The 17,946-nt window shown below is 71.2% G+C and carries 16 protein-coding genes; 2 read left to right on the top strand and 14 right to left on the bottom strand.

Annotation, left to right across the window (positions count from 1 at the left end):
* Nucleotides 1-27: 27 nt before the first annotated feature.
* The 3 genes from DEJ12_RS02480 to DEJ12_RS02470 form a co-directional block, all read right to left on the bottom strand.
* The gene (locus DEJ12_RS02480) at nucleotides 28-795 is read right to left on the bottom strand and encodes an SDR family NAD(P)-dependent oxidoreductase (protein ID WP_071406210.1); all 768 of its coding nucleotides are present in this window, start codon (nucleotides 793-795) and stop codon (nucleotides 28-30) included.
* A gap of 178 nt (nucleotides 796-973) precedes the next feature.
* Nucleotides 974-3,484 (bottom strand): glycoside hydrolase family 65 protein, encoded by a 2,511-nt coding sequence (locus tag DEJ12_RS02475; protein WP_071406211.1) that lies wholly within the window; start codon nucleotides 3,482-3,484, stop codon nucleotides 974-976.
* A gap of 73 nt (nucleotides 3,485-3,557) precedes the next feature.
* The gene (locus DEJ12_RS02470) at nucleotides 3,558-4,325 is read right to left on the bottom strand and encodes an HAD family phosphatase (protein ID WP_071406212.1); all 768 of its coding nucleotides are present in this window, start codon (nucleotides 4,323-4,325) and stop codon (nucleotides 3,558-3,560) included.
* Nucleotides 4,326-4,527: 202 nt separating this feature from the next.
* Between DEJ12_RS02470 and DEJ12_RS02465 the strand changes: the two genes are divergently transcribed.
* Nucleotides 4,528-5,883 (top strand): APC family permease, encoded by a 1,356-nt coding sequence (locus DEJ12_RS02465; RefSeq protein ID WP_111023338.1) that lies wholly within the window; start codon nucleotides 4,528-4,530, stop codon nucleotides 5,881-5,883.
* A gap of 71 nt (nucleotides 5,884-5,954) precedes the next feature.
* Here DEJ12_RS02465 and DEJ12_RS02460 read toward each other — a convergent pair whose 3' ends face one another.
* The 4 genes from DEJ12_RS02460 to hxlB all read right to left on the bottom strand — a co-directional run bounded on the left by DEJ12_RS02460 (nucleotide 5,955) and on the right by hxlB (nucleotide 8,515).
* Entirely contained in the window at nucleotides 5,955-6,677 is a 723-nt protein-coding gene (locus DEJ12_RS02460) for an alpha/beta hydrolase (protein WP_111028931.1), read from the bottom strand.
* Nucleotides 6,674-7,180 carry a GNAT family N-acetyltransferase gene (locus tag DEJ12_RS02455; RefSeq protein WP_111023340.1) on the bottom strand — a complete coding sequence of 169 codons (507 nt, stop codon included), beginning with the start codon at nucleotides 7,178-7,180 and terminating at the stop codon, nucleotides 6,674-6,676. Before DEJ12_RS02455 ends, DEJ12_RS02460 begins: the two co-directional genes overlap by 4 nt.
* 136 nt (nucleotides 7,181-7,316) lie before the next feature.
* Nucleotides 7,317-7,940 carry a 3-hexulose-6-phosphate synthase gene (gene hxlA / locus DEJ12_RS02450; RefSeq protein ID WP_071406215.1) on the bottom strand — a complete coding sequence of 208 codons (624 nt, stop codon included), beginning with the start codon at nucleotides 7,938-7,940 and terminating at the stop codon, nucleotides 7,317-7,319.
* 11 nt (nucleotides 7,941-7,951) lie between these two features.
* Nucleotides 7,952-8,515: a 6-phospho-3-hexuloisomerase gene (hxlB, locus tag DEJ12_RS02445; protein WP_111028930.1), complete on the bottom strand. Its 564-nt coding sequence runs from the start codon at nucleotides 8,513-8,515 to the stop codon at nucleotides 7,952-7,954.
* A gap of 110 nt (nucleotides 8,516-8,625) precedes the next feature.
* Here hxlB and DEJ12_RS02440 point away from each other — a divergent pair, with 110 nt between their 5' ends.
* Complete coding sequence (locus DEJ12_RS02440; protein WP_071406217.1) at nucleotides 8,626-9,471, top strand: LuxR C-terminal-related transcriptional regulator; 846 nt, start codon at nucleotides 8,626-8,628, stop codon at nucleotides 9,469-9,471.
* On the opposite strand, the gene DEJ12_RS02435 is transcribed toward DEJ12_RS02440, so the two are convergent.
* From DEJ12_RS02435 to DEJ12_RS02405, 7 genes are all read right to left on the bottom strand, one after another.
* The gene (locus tag DEJ12_RS02435) at nucleotides 9,455-9,973 is read right to left on the bottom strand and encodes a helix-turn-helix domain-containing protein (RefSeq protein WP_111028929.1); all 519 of its coding nucleotides are present in this window, start codon (nucleotides 9,971-9,973) and stop codon (nucleotides 9,455-9,457) included. The two genes, DEJ12_RS02440 and DEJ12_RS02435, sit on opposite strands and share 17 nt — an antisense overlap.
* 96 nt (nucleotides 9,974-10,069) lie before the next feature.
* The gene (locus DEJ12_RS02430; RefSeq protein ID WP_027466795.1) at nucleotides 10,070-10,753 is read right to left on the bottom strand and encodes a response regulator; all 684 of its coding nucleotides are present in this window, start codon (nucleotides 10,751-10,753) and stop codon (nucleotides 10,070-10,072) included.
* Nucleotides 10,750-13,242, bottom strand: a complete 2,493-nt coding sequence (locus DEJ12_RS02425; RefSeq protein WP_027466796.1) for an ATP-binding protein — start codon at nucleotides 13,240-13,242, stop codon at nucleotides 10,750-10,752. Before DEJ12_RS02425 ends, DEJ12_RS02430 begins: the two co-directional genes overlap by 4 nt.
* A 121-nt stretch (nucleotides 13,243-13,363) precedes the next feature.
* Nucleotides 13,364-13,963 (bottom strand): K(+)-transporting ATPase subunit C, encoded by a 600-nt coding sequence (kdpC, locus tag DEJ12_RS02420; RefSeq protein ID WP_111028928.1) that lies wholly within the window; start codon nucleotides 13,961-13,963, stop codon nucleotides 13,364-13,366.
* 2 nt (nucleotides 13,964-13,965) lie between these two features.
* The gene (gene kdpB, locus DEJ12_RS02415; RefSeq protein ID WP_111028927.1) at nucleotides 13,966-16,065 is read right to left on the bottom strand and encodes a potassium-transporting ATPase subunit KdpB; all 2,100 of its coding nucleotides are present in this window, start codon (nucleotides 16,063-16,065) and stop codon (nucleotides 13,966-13,968) included.
* Nucleotides 16,062-17,744, bottom strand: coding sequence for a potassium-transporting ATPase subunit KdpA (gene kdpA, locus DEJ12_RS02410; RefSeq protein ID WP_111028926.1), 1,683 nt, complete (start codon nucleotides 17,742-17,744; stop codon nucleotides 16,062-16,064). Before kdpA ends, kdpB begins: the two co-directional genes overlap by 4 nt.
* On the bottom strand, nucleotides 17,744-17,833 hold the full coding sequence (locus DEJ12_RS02405; protein WP_017887940.1) for a potassium-transporting ATPase subunit F: 90 nt from the start codon (nucleotides 17,831-17,833) through the stop codon (nucleotides 17,744-17,746). Before DEJ12_RS02405 ends, kdpA begins: the two co-directional genes overlap by 1 nt.
* Nucleotides 17,834-17,946 lie beyond the last annotated feature (113 nt).

Genomic DNA, 17,946 nt, shown 5'->3' with positions numbered 1-17,946 from the left:
CGGTGCCGCCGACGCCGCTGCGGCAGCTCAGGCCTGCGGCGGCTGCCCGTTGCTCGCCATGGTGCCGCCGTCCACCGGCAGGACCGCGCCCGTGATGAACGAGGCCGCGTCGCTGGCCAGGAACAGGATCGCCTCGGCGACCTCGGCAGAGCGACCCCCGCGGCCGAGGGCGATGCGCTCGGTGAACTTCGACTGCAGGGCCTCGTCCTCCGCCTGCTCCTGGGTGAGGTCGGTCCAGATGAGTCCCGGAGCGACGGCGTTCACGCGCACGCCGAACTGCCCGTTGTCGAGGGCAGCCGCCTTGGTGAAGTTCGTCACCCCGCCCTTCGCCGCGTTGTAGGGGCTCATCCGCCAGTCAGCGTCCTCACCGGAGACCGACGACGTGTTGACGATCGACCCCTTCGTCTCGCGCAGGAACGGCAGGGCCGCCCGGGTGCCGTAGAACACACCGGACAGGTCGGTCTCGATGACCCGGCGCCACTCGGCCGTGCTGATGTCGGTGATGTCGCCCGAGCTGAAGGTCCCGGCGTTGTTCACCAGGACGTCGAGCCGGTCGAAGCGGTCGATCGCCGCCGAGACGACGGTCTCCCAGTCCTCCGGACTCGCCACGTCGGCGTGCAGGGCGACGACCCGGTGCGTCGGCAGGGAGTCACCCACCGCGCGGACCTTCTCCTCGACGCTGTCGGTCAGCACGACCGACGCGCCCTCGTCGATGAACGCCCGCGCCGTCGCCTCACCGATGCCGGACCCTGCGCCCGTGACGATCGCGACCTTGCCCTCGAACCGGTTGCCCATGATGTCTCCTCTCGTTGCACGAACCGTGCCCGGGGAGACGCCATCGACCCGAGGGGCACGGCAGACCACGGTGCCCCGGGCCGGCTGGACGCGTTCGGAGGCGCGGGAACACCCCGAGACGCACGACGCCCCGGCACAGCGAGGCTGAGCCGGGGCGACGAGCGGACATGACGAGGCGTCAGCCGGTCGAGTCGTCGAGGTCGAAGTCGCGCTCCAGGGAGATCGTCGGGATCGACGCGGTGATGACCGAGCCGTCCGCACGCAGCGTGCCCTGGATGTCGCTCGTGGTCGGGGCGTGCCCGGACATGCGCGGCCCGTGGTGCGGCAGCGGCACCACGGTGGGCTCCCCCGCCTCGATGTCCCACTGCTGGTTGTGCACCCACACCGTGAAGCCCGAACCGGTCTCGACCGTGAGCGTCATGGCTTCCTGCTCGAGGTCGACCCGGACCCGCGATCCGCGCACCGTCAGACGGTAGGACAGACGGTCCCAGTGCTTCGGCAGCCGCGGGTTGAAGCTCATCCGGCCGCCGTGGTCGCGCATGCCGCCGAAGCCGTTGACGAGCGCACCCCAGATGCCACCGGTCGACGCGATGTGCACGCCGTCCGAGGTGTTGCCGTGCAGGTCCGCCAGGTCGACGTAGAGCGCGGTCTGGAAGTACTGGTCGGCGAGGTCGTGGTACCCGACCTCGGCCGCCATGATCGACTGCACGACCGCGGACAGCGTCGAGTCACCGGTGGTGAGTGCGTCGTAGTAGTCGAAGTCGCGACGCTTCTCGGCCGCCGTGAACTCGTGCCCCTGCAGGAACAGCGCGAGCACGACGTCGGCCTGCTTCAGCACCTGGAACCGGTAGATCACCAGCGGGTGGTAGTGGAGCAGCAGCGGGCGCTTGGACTCGGGGGTGTTCTCGAGGTCCCAGAGTTCCTTGTCGAGGAACTGGGCGTCCTGCGGGTGGATGCCACGGTGCGGGTCGAAGGGGATCTCCATCGACTCGGCGGCGTGCTCCCACTCGACGAGCTCGTCCGGCTGCAGACCGGTCCGGCGCACCATGCGGTCGTACTCTTCGGCGTCGTCGGCGGCGAGCTCGCGGCAGGCGTTGACGGCGAACCACAGGTTCGCCCGCGCCATGACGTTCGTGTAGAGGTTGTCGTCGACGACGGTCGTGTACTCGTCCGGCCCGGTGACGCCGTCGATGTGGAACTTCTTGTCGCCGTTGGACCGCCAGAACCCGAGGTCGGCCCAGAGCCGGGCGGTCTCCACGAGCACGTCGATGGCGCCGCGCTTCAGGAACTCGCGGTCGCCCGAGGCCCGCACGTACTGCATGAGCGCATGCGAGATGTCGGCGTCGATGTGGTACTGCGCGGTGCCGGCGGCGTAGTACGCGCTGGACTCTTCACCGTTGATCGTCCGCCACGGGAACAGGGCGCCGCGCTGGTTCAGCTCGCGGGCCCGAGCCCGCGCCGCGTCGAGCATGTTGTAGCGGAAGCGCAGGGCGTTCCGCGCGACGATCGGCGCCGTGTACGACAGGAACGGCAGGACGTAGATCTCCATGTCCCAGAAGTAGTGGCCGCCGTAGCCGGAGCCGGTGACGCCCTTCGCGGCGATGCCGTGGCCGTCGGTGCGGGCGGTGGCCTGCGCGAGCTGGAAGAGGTTCCAGCGGACGGCCTGCTGGATCGCGGGCTGACCGGCGATCTCGACGTCGCTGCGGGCCCAGTAGTCGTCGAGCCAGTCGCGCTGCTTCGCGAAGGTCTCGTCGACGTTCTCGGCGTGCGCGCGGTCGAGCGTGCGGTCGCACCGGTCGGCGAGCTCGCGCACGGGCACCCCGCGGGAGGTGTGGTAGACCACGTGCTTCACGAGCCGGATGGGCTGCCCGGCGCGGGCCTGCACCCGGTAGACGTGCTTCGCCAGGTCGTCCTCGATCGACGACGACTCGTCCCAGCTGTTCTCGGTCTCGATGTGGTGCTCGACGCCGACGCAGATCGTCATGCCGGAGCTGGACGCCTGGTACCCGAGGACCGAACGGCCGCCGGTGCTGCGCTTGAGCTTCGGCACGAGCACCCGCTCGGTGAACGACTCGGCCTTGCGGGGGTCGAAGGCGTTCGCCGCGGCCCGCATGCCGGCGTGGTACTCGTCCTGCACGTCCTGGCGGTTGAGGATCTGGCTGGACAGCAGGATCGAGGCGTCCGCGTCGAGCACCGTGACCTCGTAGTCGATGACGGCGAGGTGCCGGTCGGTGAACGACACGAGTCGACGTGCCCGGATGAGCACCCGCTTGCCGGACGGCGTCGACCACTCGGTCTCGCGGAACAGGTACCCGCCGCGGAACTCCAGCCGGCGGGTGTGCCGGAGGATGTCGGCCTCGGCCAGCACGAGCGGCTCGTCGTCGACGTACAGGCGGATGACCTTGGCGTCCGGCGCGTTGATGATCGTCTGCCCGGTCTTCGCGAACCCGAAGGCGTCTTCCGCGTGCCGGATCGGCCAGGTCTCGTGGAACCCGTTGATGTACGTGCCGTACTGCACGCCGCCACGGCCTTCGTCGAGGTTCCCGCGCAGGCCAAGGTACCCGTTGCCGACGGCGAAGTTCGTCTCGGCGACGCCCTGCTCGTCGGGGGTGTACTCGGTCTCGACGAGGGCCCACTCGTCGATCGGGTAGCGGACGCGGTCGAGGGGGTCCGAGGTGATGGGGTTCATGCTGCTCCGTGGGAAGGGAGGGAGATGGGTACGTCGGTGCGGCCGGCAGCCAGGGAGCGTCCGGCCGGGTGGCCTACGTCGTGCTGGTGGCCGGTGCGGGCAGCTGGTCGATGAGTTCGTCGAGGTCGGACACGACGACGTCGGCACCGTGCTCGCGCAGGGCGTCCGCCCCGGCGCCGCGGTCGACACCGACGACGAGACCGAACGACCCGTTGCGGCCGGCTTCGACCCCGCTGGTGGCGTCCTCGACCACGACGCACTCGGCGGCGGTGAGTCCGAACCGGGTCGCCGCGTCGAGGTAGGTGTCGGGAGCGGGCTTGCCGGTCAGGCCGTCCTGGCGCGCGACGAGCCCGTCGACGACGACGGGGAACCGGTCGAGGATGCCCGCCGTCCGGAGCACCGACGTGGCGTTCGCCGAGCTGGAGACGACCGCGACGGACATCCCTGCGGCGATCGCGGCGGTCAGGAACCGGAGCGACCCCGGGTAGGGCTCGACACCGTGCTCGTCGAGCTCGGCGGTGAACTCCGCGTTCTTCCGGTTGCCGAGCCCGCACACCGTGTCGGTGTCGGGTGCGTCGTCCGGGGTGCCCTGCGGCAGGTCGATGCCGCGCGACTCGAGCAGCGAGCGCACGCCGTCGTAGCGGGGCTTGCCGTCGATGGAGGTGAAGTAGTCCTGCTCGGTGTACGGCGCGACCCCGTGTGCTTCGAGGTACGGCGTGAAGAGTCGGCTCCACGCGCGCATGTGGACGTCGGCGGTCGGGGTGAGCACGCCGTCGAGGTCGAACAGGAGCGCGCGCTGGTCACTGAGTCGCGCGGGCGTGCGCTGGTCCTGCGTCGTCATCTGCGGTCCTCCGGGGACTGGTGGTGGACGAATGGCTCGCGACGAGTCTAGGACCGCTCCAGTCCGGACGTTCCGACGCGCCGCACCCTGTGGAGCGAGTTCACCGGCCGCTCCGCTGTGCAGGGAGGACCGCCCGCCACGGTGCACCTGTGAGGCTTCTGAGACACGCCCCGGCACGCTGACCCGGACGAAAGGCACCACCATGACCAGCGACACCACGGCCGCACCCCACGACGGCACGCAGTCGAAGCTCCGCCAGGCGATCACCGGCCCGCTGCTGTTCCTCTTCATCCTCGGCGACGTGCTCGGTGCCGGCATCTACGCCCTGATGGGGACGCTGGCGAAGGACGTCGGCGGTGCGCTCTGGGCACCGCTGGTGCTCGCGCTCCTACTGGCCCTGCTCACCGCGGGCTCCTACGCCGAACTCGTGACGAAGTACCCGAAGGCCGGCGGTGCCGCGGTCTTCGCCGAACGCGCCTACAAGGCACCGATCGTCTCGTTCCTGGTCGGGTTCAGCATGCTCGCCGCCGGCGTCACGAGCGCCGCCGGTCTGTCGCTCGCCTTCGCCGGCGACTACCTCGGCACGTTCGTCGACCTGCCGCCCGTGCCCACCGCGATCGTCTTCCTCGCCCTGATCGCCTGCCTGAACGCCCGCGGCATCTCCGACTCGCTCAAGAGCAACGTCGTGATGACGATCATCGAGGTCTCCGGCCTGGTCATCGTGATCGTGGTCGTGGCCGTGATGCTCGGCGGTGGCGGCGGTGACGTCTCCCGGATCGGCGCGTTCCCGTCCGAGGCGAACCCGGCCCTGGCGACCCTGAGCGCCGCGATCGTCGCCTACTACTCGTTCGTCGGCTTCGAGACGTCCGCCAACATCGCGGAGGAGGTCCGCGACCCCCGCCGCGTCTACCCGAAGGCCCTGTTCGGTGCCCTCGCCACGGCCGGTGTCGTCTACGTCCTCGTCGCCCTCGCCAGCGCGATCGCCCTGCCCGCGTCGGAGCTGTCCGAGTCCAGCGGCCCGCTGCTCGCGGTCGTCTCCGCCACCGGCGTCCCGATCCCGGACTGGGTCTTCAGCCTCATCGCCCTGGTCGCCGTCGCGAACGGCGCGCTGCTCACGATGATCATGTCGAGCCGCGTGACCTACGGCATGGCCGAGCAGCGGCTCCTGCCCGCCCTGCTCGCGAAGGTCCTGCCGAACCGGAAGACCCCGTGGACCGCCATCGTCGCCACCACGGTCGTCGCGATGCTCCTGACCCTGGTGGGCGACGTGGGCGTGCTGGCCGAGACCGTCGTGCTCCTGCTGCTCTTCGTGTTCATCAGCACGAACGTCGCCGTCCTGGTGCTCCGCCGCGACCACGTCGAGCACGACCACTTCCGGGTCTGGACGTTCGTCCCGGTGCTCGGGGTGCTGTCGTGCATCCTGCTGCTCACGCAGCAGAGCGGTCAGGTGTGGCTCTACGCCGCGATCCTGCTCGCCGTCGGCGTGGTCCTGTACTTCGTCGCCCGGTTCACCGGGCGCCGTTCCGGACGCGACCACGAGGCGGGCGTGATCCACTGACGTCACGCACCACGGGCCTCCAGGCAGACCGTCTGGAGGCCCGCGGTGCGTCCGCCGGTCCGCCCGCGTGATCAGCGCAGGTCGCGCACCCAGGCCTCGATCGCGTCCGCGATCTGCTGGCGGGCATCAGCACGGCTGATGGTCGCCGTGCGGTCGCCCGGCTGGTCGCCGTAGGCACCGAAGTCGGCGTGGTTCGACCCCTGGATCTCGGTCATGGTGGCGGTCGACGGCAGCTTGTCCCGCGCGGCGTCGACCTTGGCCGGCGTCGACAAGCCGTCACGCGAACCGGAGACGCTCAGCACGTCGATGTAAGAGCGGCTGATGTCGTTCGCGCAGTAGCTGCCGAGCAGCAGCAGGCCGTCGGCGTCCTGGGCGAGCTGGCACGCGCGGACCCCGCCGAGGGAGTGCCCGCCGACCCCCCAGCGTGTGACCGAGGGCGCGTGGGCCTCGAACGTGGCGAGCGGCCGGGTGTCGAAGAACGCGAGGTTCAGCGTCGGCTTCGTGATGACCACCGTCGTGCCGTTGGCGACCACCTGCCGGAACGTGGCCATGTAGGCGTACGGATCGACCTTCGCGCCGGGGATGAAGACGATCCCGACCCCGTCGGCCTGACCGGTCGGGGTCATCACCACCGAGTCACCGGCGTCCCGGACCGCGATCCGGTCGTCGCGCCAGACCTGCAGGGCGGCGCTGCGGGTGCCCTGCATGACGATGTGCGCCCAGACGAGGAACACCACCGCGATCAGCACGACGACGGCGACGATCCAGGTGGTCCAGCGCAGCGCTCGGTTCATGTGGCCACCGTACGGCGCATCCGGACCTCGGTCCGACCGTCGGGCAACGGATCGCCGGGTTCGTCGCGGGCGCTGAAGCCGACTCGCTCGTAGGCGCGGCGGGCGACGGCGTTGTCGGGCAGCACCGAGAGTTCGAGTTCGGTGGCTCCGGAGGTCGCCGCCCACACGGCGATCGCGTCGATGAGGGCGCGGGCAACACCGCGGCCGCGCGCTGCCGGGTCGACCCACATCGAGATGAGCTCGGCGGGGCCGTCGGGGCCGGTGGGAGGGATCCCGCTGGCCATCCCGACGACCGTGCCGGGAACCTCGGCAGCGGTGTCGACTGCGAGCAGGTCGAGCGCTCCCGGGATCGACAGGCGGGTGCGCCACCGGTGTTCGGGTGCGTTCGCCCAGTCCTGCAGCGTCGAGCCGAAGGCGTGCGGGGCATCGGCGAGCGCGCGGAGGCGCACTGGTCGCCAGGCTTCCCAGTCGTCGGCGGTCGCGCGGCGCAGTTCGATCCCCACGGCCCGACGCTACCGCGGGGCGGGGTGTGACCGCAGGGGCGGGAGCCAGTGAGCAGAAGACGTCGGGTGCGGTAGTCGCACTCGACGTCTTCTGCTCACTCGTTGACCGTCGCCCGGGGAGGGCGACTGGGACGCGCTACTTGATGGCGGCGCGGATCTCGGCGGCTGCTGCGCCGACGTCCGAGGCGCTGTAGATCGCGCTCCCGGCGACGGCGATGCGGGCACCGGCCTCCTGCACCGAGGCGACCGAGGACGCGTTCACGCCGCCCGCGATCGAGAACGGGACGCCCGAGTCCTTGCCGGCGTCGAGCAGGGTCGAGAACGTGAAGCCCTCTTCCGCCTGCTCGTCGAGCCCGGCGTGGACCTCGACGAACTCGGCGCCGAGCGCGACGACCTCGCGGGCACGGGCGGCCTTGTCGGAGACGCCGATCAGGTCGACGACGATGCCCTTGCCGTGCTTCTTGGCGGCCTTGACGGCGCCGACGATCGTCGAGTCGCCGGCGACACCGAGGACGGTGACCAGGTCGGCACCGGCCGAGAAGGCGATGTCGGCCTCGAGCTCACCGGCGTCCATGGTCTTGAGGTCGGCGAACACGATCTTGTCGGGGTGTGCTTCCTTGATCGCGGTGACGGCGGACAGGCCGGCGCTCTTGATCAGGGGCGTGCCGAGCTCGAGGACGTCGACGTGCGGCGCGGCCGCGGCGGCGAGCTCGAGGGCGGCTTCGGTGGTCAGGGTGTCCATGGCGAACTGGAGCTGCATGGGTGTGCCTTTCATTCGAGGTTGGCGTGACGGGGCCAGAGGTCGTCGGCGGACTGCCCGCCTCGGGTCCACAGGGCGTGGAACACGGCGTCGCCCACCAGGGCGACCGCCTGTTCGAAGAGGCCACCGGCGTACTGGGCCGAGGCGGTGCCGGAGCGGTCGGTCTTCGTCGCGGCGGGCAGCACGATCGTGACGTCCGCCAGCTCGGAGAGCGGGGAGTCGTCGGTGGTCGAGAGCGCCACGACGGATGCGCCGACCTCGTGCGCGGTGCGCGCGGCCTGCACGATGCCGGTGGTCGTACCGGAGCCGCTCGCGACGAGGAGCAGGTCACCCGGACGGATGGCCGGGGTGGTGACTTCGCCGACGACGTGGGCGTCGAGCCCGAGGTGCATGAGGCGCATCGCGGTCATGCGGAGGGCGAGGCCGGAGCGACCGGCGCCGTGGACGAACACCCGGTCGGCGCCCTCGATCAGCTCGAGTGCGCGCTGGGCCGGGGCGTCGTCGAGGCGGGCCGCCAGGTCGCCGACCTCGCGGACGACCAGGTCGAGCGCTGCGGAGACGGTGGTTGCTGCCATGCCCTCGATCCTTCCGTCGCGCGCCCCGGCACGCCGCTACCCGCCTCGGCAGGGACCCCATCCCATCGGGTGGGCCCGTCCGCTCGGGTGGGACGGGTACCGTCGCGTCCATGGACGCATCGGTCGACACCCTGGAGGCCCGGGGCGGCTCCGCCATCCGGCTCGCGGCCGCCGAGCACGCCCGCACGGTCGCCGAGCAGGCGGACCGGCACGCGCTCACGCTGGAGTCCGTCCTCGCCGTGCTCCGGTCGTCGCGGGTCACCGACGCGGCCGCCAGGGCCGAGGCCGTCGAGATCGCCTCGGCCGCCCTCGTCGACCTGCGCACCGTGACCGATCAGCAGCGGAGCACCCTGCTCGAACCGGTCACCGGCGCGTTCTCGCGGTTGCGCGCCGACCTGCGACCGCTCGTGCGCTTCGGGGACCTCGACGTGCAGTTCGTCGAACCGCCGGCCACCGGCCGTGCGCTCCCGGGCGACGTCGCCCACGCGGCCCGGGCGATCGTCCGGACCGCGGTGCTCGCCCTGGTCGACGACGGTGCGGCGAAGCGGGTCCGCATCCAGTGGGACTGCGACGGCCGGAACCTGCTCATGCAGCTCCGCGACGACGGCTCCGGCACGCTCGACGTGCACGACGACGCCATGCGGCCGATCGCGGAGCGGGTCGTCACGCTCGACGGCCGGGTGCAGGTCGCGAGCACGCCCGGCTGGGGATCGGTGCTCGACATCTCACTGCCGCTCGACCCGCGGCCGACCGAGGTGGACGCGGTCGACGACGGCGATCTGACCCCACGGGAGCGCGACGTCCTGCGGCTCGTGGCGACCGGTGTCGGCAACCGTGAGATCGCCGAGGGACTCGGCATCAGCGTCAACACCGTGAAGTACCACGTGGCGAACCTGCTCCGGAAGCACGGTGCCCGGACCCGGGCCGAGCTCGCGGCGTTCAGCTCCCGGGCGTGAACCGACGGGATCGCGACGAGGCGTCCCGACGAGACCGCGACAACGGGTACCGACGGTCGAGCGCGGGCTCGACGACGGTCGCCATCAGGAACTGCGAGAGCAGCCGCCCACCCGCCCAGTAGATGGGGATGACGAAGATCGCGGCCCCCGGCCAGATGCGCGAACCGATGAGCGCCAGGGTGCCGAGCGTCACGACGATGCCGATACCGGAGTACAGGTACTGCCAGCCGCGCGAAGCAGCGTCGCGCTGCGCCTGCTCCCGCTCGGCGCGCTCGTCGAGCCCGCGCACCCCGGGGTCGAGCGACGCCGGCTCCTCGGTGGCGAACAGGTCGCGCACGGGGACCTCGAGGGCCGTGGCCACCGCGGACAGCGACTCGAGGCTCGCGTCGTTGCCGCTCTCCATCCGTTGCACCGTCCGCACGGCGATGCCGCTCGTCTCGGCCAGTCGTTCCTGGGTCCAGCCCCGCAGTCGTCGGAGTTCACCGATCCGCATCTCGTTCATGTCCTGAACAGTAGGGAACCGCGGAACGGCGCACCACGACAGGGACCCGCCACCGACACGACAGCTTCCCGCCAGTCCCCCGACAGCGGCGGGTTCCTACGCTCCGGGGGCGAAGCGGTAGCCCATGCCGGACTCCGTCACCAGGTAGCGCGGGTGCGCGGGGTCGGGCTCGAGCTTCCGCCGCAGCTGGGCCATGTACAGCCGCAGGTACCCGGAGTCGTTGCCGTGCGTCGGCCCCCAGACCTCGGTCAACAGCATCTCGCGGGTCATCAGGCGGTCGGGGTTCGTGACCAGGACCTCGAGCAGGCGCCACTCGGTGGGCGTCAGGCGGATCGCGGGGCCCTCGGCCGGGGTGACCTGCTTCGCGACGAGGTCCACGAGCAGCGGTCCGATCGCGATCGTCGGGGTCTCCTCGGACGCCACCACCCGGCGTCGTCCGAGTGCCCGCAGCCGGGCGAGGAGCTCGTCCATCTGGAACGGCTTCGTCACGTAGTCGTCGGCACCGGCGTCGAGCGCGTCGACCTTGTCGGACGAGTCGGTCCGGCCGGAGAGCACGAGGACCGGCACCTGCGACCAGGCCCGGACGCCCTCGAGCACCCCGATGCCGTCGAGCCGGGGCATGCCGAGGTCGAGCAGCACCAGGTCGGGGCGCTCGGTGATGACGGCGTCGATCGCCTCGCGCCCGTCCCGAGCCGTGACGACGTCGTACCCGCGCGCCGAGAGCGTCACCGACAGCGCGCGGACGAGCTGCGCGTCGTCGTCAGCGATCAGGACCTTCATCGGATCTCCACTCCCACGTGCCCGGCGATCGGCAGCCGCACCACGACGGTGAGCCCACCTCCCGGGGTGTCGTCGACCTCGATCGTGCCGCCCATGCCCTCGGTGAACCCGCGCGCCAGGGCCAGCCCGAGCCCGAGGCCGGTCTCGTTGTCGGTGTCACCGAGCCGCTGGAACGGCTGGAACACCTCGTCGCGGCGGTCCTCGGGGATCCCGGGGCCGTGGTCGGCGACGCGGAGTTCGACCCCGCCGGCGAAGGCGCTGGCGGCGACCCGGACGTGGGTGCCGTCCGGTGCGTACCGGGCGGCGTTGGCGAGCAGGTTCACGACGACGCGCTGCAGCAGGACCGGGTCGGCGAGCACCGGCGGCAGGTCCGCGGGCAGGTCGAGGTCGACGTCGTCGGGGCCGAGCTCCAGCTCGTCGAGCGCCGGCGCGACCACCGTCTCGAGCGCGATCGCCGCCGGGGTGACCGCGAGGACTCCGGCCTGCACGCGGCTGACGTCCAACAGGTCTGCCAACAGCACCGCCAGCTGACCGAGGCTCTCGTCGGCGGTCGCGAGCAGCGCCTCCCGGTCGGCGCCGGACAGGTCGATGTCGGACGCACGCAGCGTCTGCACGGCGGCGGAGGCCGCGGCGATGGGTCGGCGCACGTCGTGGCCGACGGCCGCGAGCAGCGCGCTCCGGACCCGGTCGGCGGCGGCGATGCGCTCGGCGCCGACGGCGGTGCGGGTCAGCTCCCGGTGCTCGACGGCGGCGTCGAGCTGCTGCTCGACGACCCGCAGCAGCCGGCGCTGGGTCGGGTCGTCGGGCGCACCGGCGAACTCGAGCACGGCGCCGGACGCCAGCGTCGTCGACGCGTCCGGCGTCGCACCGAACTCGCCGGAGGTCGCCGGCACCTCGTCGCCCTGGCGGATCCGGACGCCGGCGAAGCCGAACGCCTCTCGTGTGCGGTCGAGCAGTGCCTGCAGGGCGTCGTCGCCGCGGAGCACGCTGCCGGCGATGCCCATCAGGAGCCCGGACTCGGCCGAGGCCCGACGGGCGGCACGTGAACGGCGAGCGGACCGGTCGACCACGAAGCTGACCAGCACCGCACTGATCACGTACATGACCAGGGCGAACAGGTGCCACGGCTGCTGGACGGTGACCATGTAGAGGGGTTGCACGAAGAAGTAGTCGAGGCTCAGTCCGGACAGCACGGCCGTGAACACCGCCGGCCACATCCCGCCCACGAGCGCCACGACCAGGACGAGCAGCTGGTACGCCAGTACGTCCACCGTGATGGCGTCCGGATCACTGCCGATCGACAGCACCCACGTGAGCAGCGGCCCGACCAGGACCGACAGGACGAACGCGGCGACCACCCGGCCGCGCGACAGGCTGCCGCCGAGCTTCGGCAGGGTGATCCCGCCGCCGGCTCGCTCGTGCGTGACGACGTGCACGTCGATGTCGCCGGACTCGCGGATCACGGTGTTGCCGATCCCCGGGCCGGTCATGGCGGCCGCGAGCCGACTGCGGCGGCTGACCCCGATCACGATCTGGGTGGCGTCGATCGACCGCGCGAACCGCACCAGCGTGCTCGGCACGTCGTCGCCGACGACCTGGTGGTACGTGCCACCGAGCTGCTCGAGCAGGGTCCGCTGCTTGCCGAGCGCGCCGGGGTGCCGGACGCGCAGGCCGTCGTTCGTCGTCACGTGGACGGCGGCGAGCTCGCCACCGGCACTGCGGGCGGCGATGCGGGCGCCGCGGCGCAGCAGGGTCTCGCCCTCGGGGCCGCCGGTCAGGGCGACGAGCACGCGCTCCCGGGTCTCCCACCGGTGCTCGATGCCGTGCTCGGCGCGGTAGGCCTTGAGCGCGTCGTCGACCTCGTCGGCGAGCCAGAGCAGGGCGATCTCGCGCAGTGCGGTGAGGTTGCCGAGGCGGAAGTAGTTCGACAGCGCGGCGTCGATCCGGGCCGCCGGGTAGACGAGCCCGTCGGAGAGCCGTTCGCGCAGCGCTGCCGGGGCCAGATCGACGACCTCGATCTGGTCGGCCGCGCGCACCACGGCGTCGGGGACGGTCTCGCGCTGCACGGTGCCGGTGATCTCGCGGACCACGTCGCCGAGGGACTGCATGTGCTGCACGTTGACGGTCGAGATGACGTCGATGCCGGCGTCCCGCAGTGCCTCCACGTCCTGCCAGCGCTTCTCGTTCGGGCTCCCCGGGGCGTTCGTGTGCGCGAGTTCGTCGACCAGCGCGACCTCGGGTGCCCGGGCGATGACGGCGTCGAGGTCGAGGTCGTCGAGGTCGACGCCCCGGTGCGAGACGGTGCGGCGGGGCACGACCTCGAGCCCGTTCACCAGTGCCGCGGTGGCGGCGCGCTCGTGCGTCTCGACGACGGCGACGACCACGTCGCGACCCTCGTCGAGCAGCCGACGCCCCTCTTCGAGCATCGTGTAGGTCTTGCCGACACCGGGCGCCGCACCGAGCAGGACCCGCAGCTTCCCGCGCTTCACGTGCTCATCCTCTCGCGTGCGGGGGTCGGTCTCCGCAAAACACCGGTGTTCACCTGTCGCACCGCGGATTGCGGGTGTTCGACGCGCGAGCACCGGTGTCTTGCGGAGGGGTCACCCACGCTCAGGACGCCTTCGCCAGCGCCAGGTTCAGCGCGAGCACGTTCACCACGGGCTCACCGAGGAACCCGAGCTGCCGCGACTCGGTGTGCGACGCCACGAGCTGCCGCACGGTGGCGACGGACAACCCCCGAGCCGACGCCACTCGAGCCGCCTGCTGGGACGCATAGGCCGGGCTGATGTCCGGGTCGAGCCCCGAACCGGACGCGGTCACGGCGTCGGCAGGCACCTGCGCAGCGGGGACTCCGTCGGCCTTCGCCAGCGCCGCACGACGCTCCTCGACGGCCTTGAGCAGGTCGGCGTTGTTCGGCCCGAGGTTCGAGCCGGAGGACGCCCCCGCGTCGTAGCCGTCCCCGGCGGCGGACGGCCGCGACTGGAACCAGCGGTCGGCCTGCTTTCCGGTGAACGACTGCCCGATCAACGAGGAACCGACGACCTTGCCGGACGAGTCCGTGACCATCGAACCGTTGGCCTGGTCGTGGAACGCCGCCTGGCCGACGCCCCAGACGGCGAGCGGGTAGCCGACGCCCAGGACGACGGTGGCGACGAGGGTGAGGCGGATGGCCACACCGGCGGAACGGAAGGTGGAACGTGCAGATGCCATGACTAGAACCCCGGGATGAGACCGACCACGAGGTCGATCAGTTTGATGCCGATGAAGGGGACGACCACGCCGCCCAGCCCGTAGACGAGCAGGTTGCGGCCGAGGATCGACGACGCTGCGGCCGCGCGGTACTTGACGCCACGCAGGGACAGCGGGATGAGCGCCACGATGACGAGCGCGTTGAAGATGACCGCCGACAGGATCGCGGACGACGGGCTGTGCAGCCCCATGATGTTGAGCGCCGCGAGCCCGGGGAACGCCGCCTGGAACATCGCCGGGATGATCGCGAAGTACTTCGCGACGTCGTTGGCGATGGAGAAGGTGGTCAGGGCACCGCGGGTGATGAGCAGCTGCTTGCCGATGCGGACGACGTCGATGAGCTTGGTCGGGTCGGAGTCGAGGTCGACCATGTTGCCCGCCTCCTTCGCCGCCGTCGTGCCGGTGTTCATCGCGACGCCGACGTCCGCCTGTGCCAGGGCCGGGGCGTCGTTGGTGCCGTCACCGGTCATGGCGACGAGGTTGCCGCCCTCCTGCTCGCGCTTGATGTAGGCGAGCTTGTCCTCCGGGGTGGCCTCGGCGAGGAAGTCGTCGACGCCGGCCTCGTGGGCGATGGCGGCCGCGGTGCGGGGGTTGTCCCCGGTGATCATCACCGTGCGGATGCCCATCGACCGGAGCTCGGCGAACCGCGACGCCATGCCGTCCTTGACGACGTCCTTCAGGTGCACGACACCGAGCAGCGTGACCGCGCCCGTTGACGAGCGGCGACCGACGACGAGCGGGGTGCCGCCCTGGTCGGAGATCTCCGCGACGGTCGCGTCGATGGCCGAAACCACACCGGCTTCGGTGGTGTCCGCCCAGGCGAGCACTGCCGCAGCGGCGCCCTTCCGGATCTGTGAGCCGTCGGGCAGGTCGAGACCGGACATGCGCGTCTGCGCCGTGAACGGCACCTCGACAGCGCCGTCCGGCAGGCCGACGGCGGCGCCGTCCTCGCGCGCCAGGTCGACGATCGAGCGCCCCTCAGGGGTCGAGTCCGCAGCGCTCGACAGGGCTGCCGCTTCCATCAGCGCAGCCTCGCTCACGCCCGGCACCGGCACCACGCGGGATGCCCGACGGTTGCCGTAGGTGATCGTGCCGGTCTTGTCGAGCAGCAGCGTCGTGATGTCACCGGCGGCCTCGACCGCGCGGCCCGACATCGCCAGCACGTTGTGCTGCACGAGCCGGTCCATGCCGGCGATGCCGATCGCGGAGAGCAGGGCGCCGATTGTGGTCGGGATGAGGCAGACGAGCAGGGCGATGAGCACCGGCACGCTGACCGTCGCACCGACGAGTCCCGCGATGGGCTGCATCGTCAGGCAGACGATCACGAAGACGATCGACAACGAGGCGAGCAGGATGTTCAGCGCGATCTCGTTCGGCGTCTTCTGCCGTGCCGCACCCTCGACCAGGCGGATCATTCGGTCGATGAAGGTCTCGCCCGGCGTCGAGGTGATGCGCACCACGATCCGGTCCGACAGCACCCGGGTGCCGCCGGTGACGGCACTGCGGTCACCGCCGGACTCGCGGATGACCGGTGCGGACTCACCCGTGACGGCCGATTCGTCGACCGACGCGATTCCGTCGATGACGTCGCCGTCACCGGGGATGACCTCGCCGGCGACGACCACGACCACGTCGCCCTTGGCCAGGTCGACGGACGCGACCTCCTCGGTCTCGTTGCCGGTCGCGGCCGCGTCGGTCGTCGCGTACCCGAGCACGCGGCGGGCGCTCGTGGTCGAGCGGGTCTTCCGCAGGGTGTCGGCCTGCGCCTTGCCACGGCCCTCCGCCACCGACTCCGCCAGGTTGGCGAAGACGACGGTGAGCCAGAGCCACACGGCGATGGCGATGGTGAACGCGGACGGCTCGACGACGGCAGCCGCCGTCGTCAGCGCTGCGCCGACCTCGACGATGAACATGACGGGGTTCCGCCACATGAGTCGCGGATCGAGTTTCCGCAGGGCGCCCGGGAGGCCCGCCACCAGTTGGCGGGGTCCGAATGCGGACGAGCGGGTGGCCGGTTCCACGGCGGTGCGCGGTTCCGACTCCGTGGTCACGGGGGTGGTCATGACAGTCCTTCTGCGAGCGGACCCAGTGCGAGCACCGGGAAGTAGGTGAGTGCGGTGACGATGACGGCGACGCCGCCGAGCAGCCCGATGAACAGCGGGCGGTGGGTGGGCAGCGTGCCGGCGGTCTCCGGCACCCGGTCCTGCGCGGCGAGGGACCCGGCGAGCGCCAGGACGAACACCATCGGCACGAAGCGGCCGAGCAGCATCACGACGCCGAGCGAGGAGTTCATCCACGTGGTGTTCGCGGTGAGCCCGCCGAAGGCCGAGCCGTTGTTGTTCGCACCCGAGGTGAAGGCGTAGAGCAGCTCGGTCAGCCCGTGGTTGCCGGGGTTGAAGATCGACGTCCCGAGCACCTGTTCGCGGACCCCGGGGATCACGAGCGAGAGCCCGGTGGCCAGGAGCACGAGCGTCGGCGTGACGAGGATGTACAGCGCCGCGAAGGTCATCTCCTTGGCGCGGATCTTCTTGCCGAGGTACTCCGGGGTGCGACCGACGAGCAGTCCGCCGATGAACACCGTGATGACGGCGAGCACGAGCATGCCGTACAGGCCGGATCCGACGCCGCCGGGGGTGACCTCGCCGAGCATCATGTTGACGAGCGCCATCATCCCGCCGATCGGGGTGTAGCTGTCGTGCATCGCGTTGACCGCACCGGTGGACGTCGAGGTGGTCGCGGTCGAGAAGAGCGTCGAACCGAGGATGCCGAAGCGGCTCTCCTTGCCCTCCATCGCGGCACCGGCAGCGTGTGTGGCGACACCGCCGCCGCCGAGTTCGGCGATCGACATGACCGACAGCGACACGAGGAAGATCGCGCCCATCACGGCGAGGATCGCGTACCCCTGGCGGTCGTCGCCGACCAGCCGCCCGAACGTGCGCGGGAGCGAGAACGGGATGACGAGCATCAGGAAGATCTCGACGAGGTTCGTCCATGCCTGCGGGTTCTCGAACGGGTGCGCCGAGTTCGCGTTGAAGTAGCCGCCACCGTTCGTGCCGAGCTCCTTGATCGCCTCCTGCGACGCGACGAACCCGTCCGGGATGTGCTGCGTGCCACCGATGAGCGTGGTGACGTCGGTGCCACTCCCCCACGACTGGACGACCCCGCCGGCGACGAGGATGATCGCGAAGACGAACGCCCCGGGCAGCAGCAGTCGGCCGAGCCCGCGGACGATGTCCACCCACACGTTGCCGAGCGTGCCCGACTTGCGACGGGCGAACCCGCGCACCAGCGCCACGGCGACCGCCAGGCCGACGGCTGCGGACAGGAAGTTCTGCACCGCCAGGCCGGCCATCTGCACCGTGTAGCCGAGGGTGACCTCGGGCGAGTACGACTGCCAGTTCGTGTTCGACACGAACGACGCCGCGGTGTTGAACGCGAGCGAGGGTCCGACGCCGGGCAGGCCGAGGTCGCCGGGCAGGACGACCTGGATGCGCTGCAGCAGGTAGACGAGCAGGAGCCCGGCGACACTGAAGAGCAGCACGCCGCGCAGGTACACGGGCCAGGACTGCTCGGCGTCCGGGTCGACCCCGATCAGCCGGTAGACCCCGCGCTCGACCCGGTTGTGGCGGACGGGCGTGAAGACCTTCGCCATCCAGTCACCGAGCGGGCGGTACGCGACGACGAGCAGCAGGACGAGCGTGGCGACCTGGGCGATGCCCGCCCAGACGTCCGCGGCGCCCACTAGAAGCGCTCCGGACGCACGAGCGCCCAGACGAGGTACACGACTGCGGCGATGCCGAGGACGGCGGCCGCGATGGTGATGCCGATCACAGCCGTTCCACCCCCTTGGCGATCAGTGCCACCACGCCGAACACGGCGAGGACACCGGCGACGACGAACACGTCGAACACGAGGGACTCCAGAAGATCTGCGGTGTCCGCGCC

The organism is Curtobacterium sp. MCLR17_059, assembly GCF_003234665.1.
GTDB lineage: Bacteria > Actinomycetota > Actinomycetes > Actinomycetales > Microbacteriaceae > Curtobacterium > Curtobacterium flaccumfaciens.
This window is presented reverse-complemented; position numbering and strand designations above follow the sequence as displayed.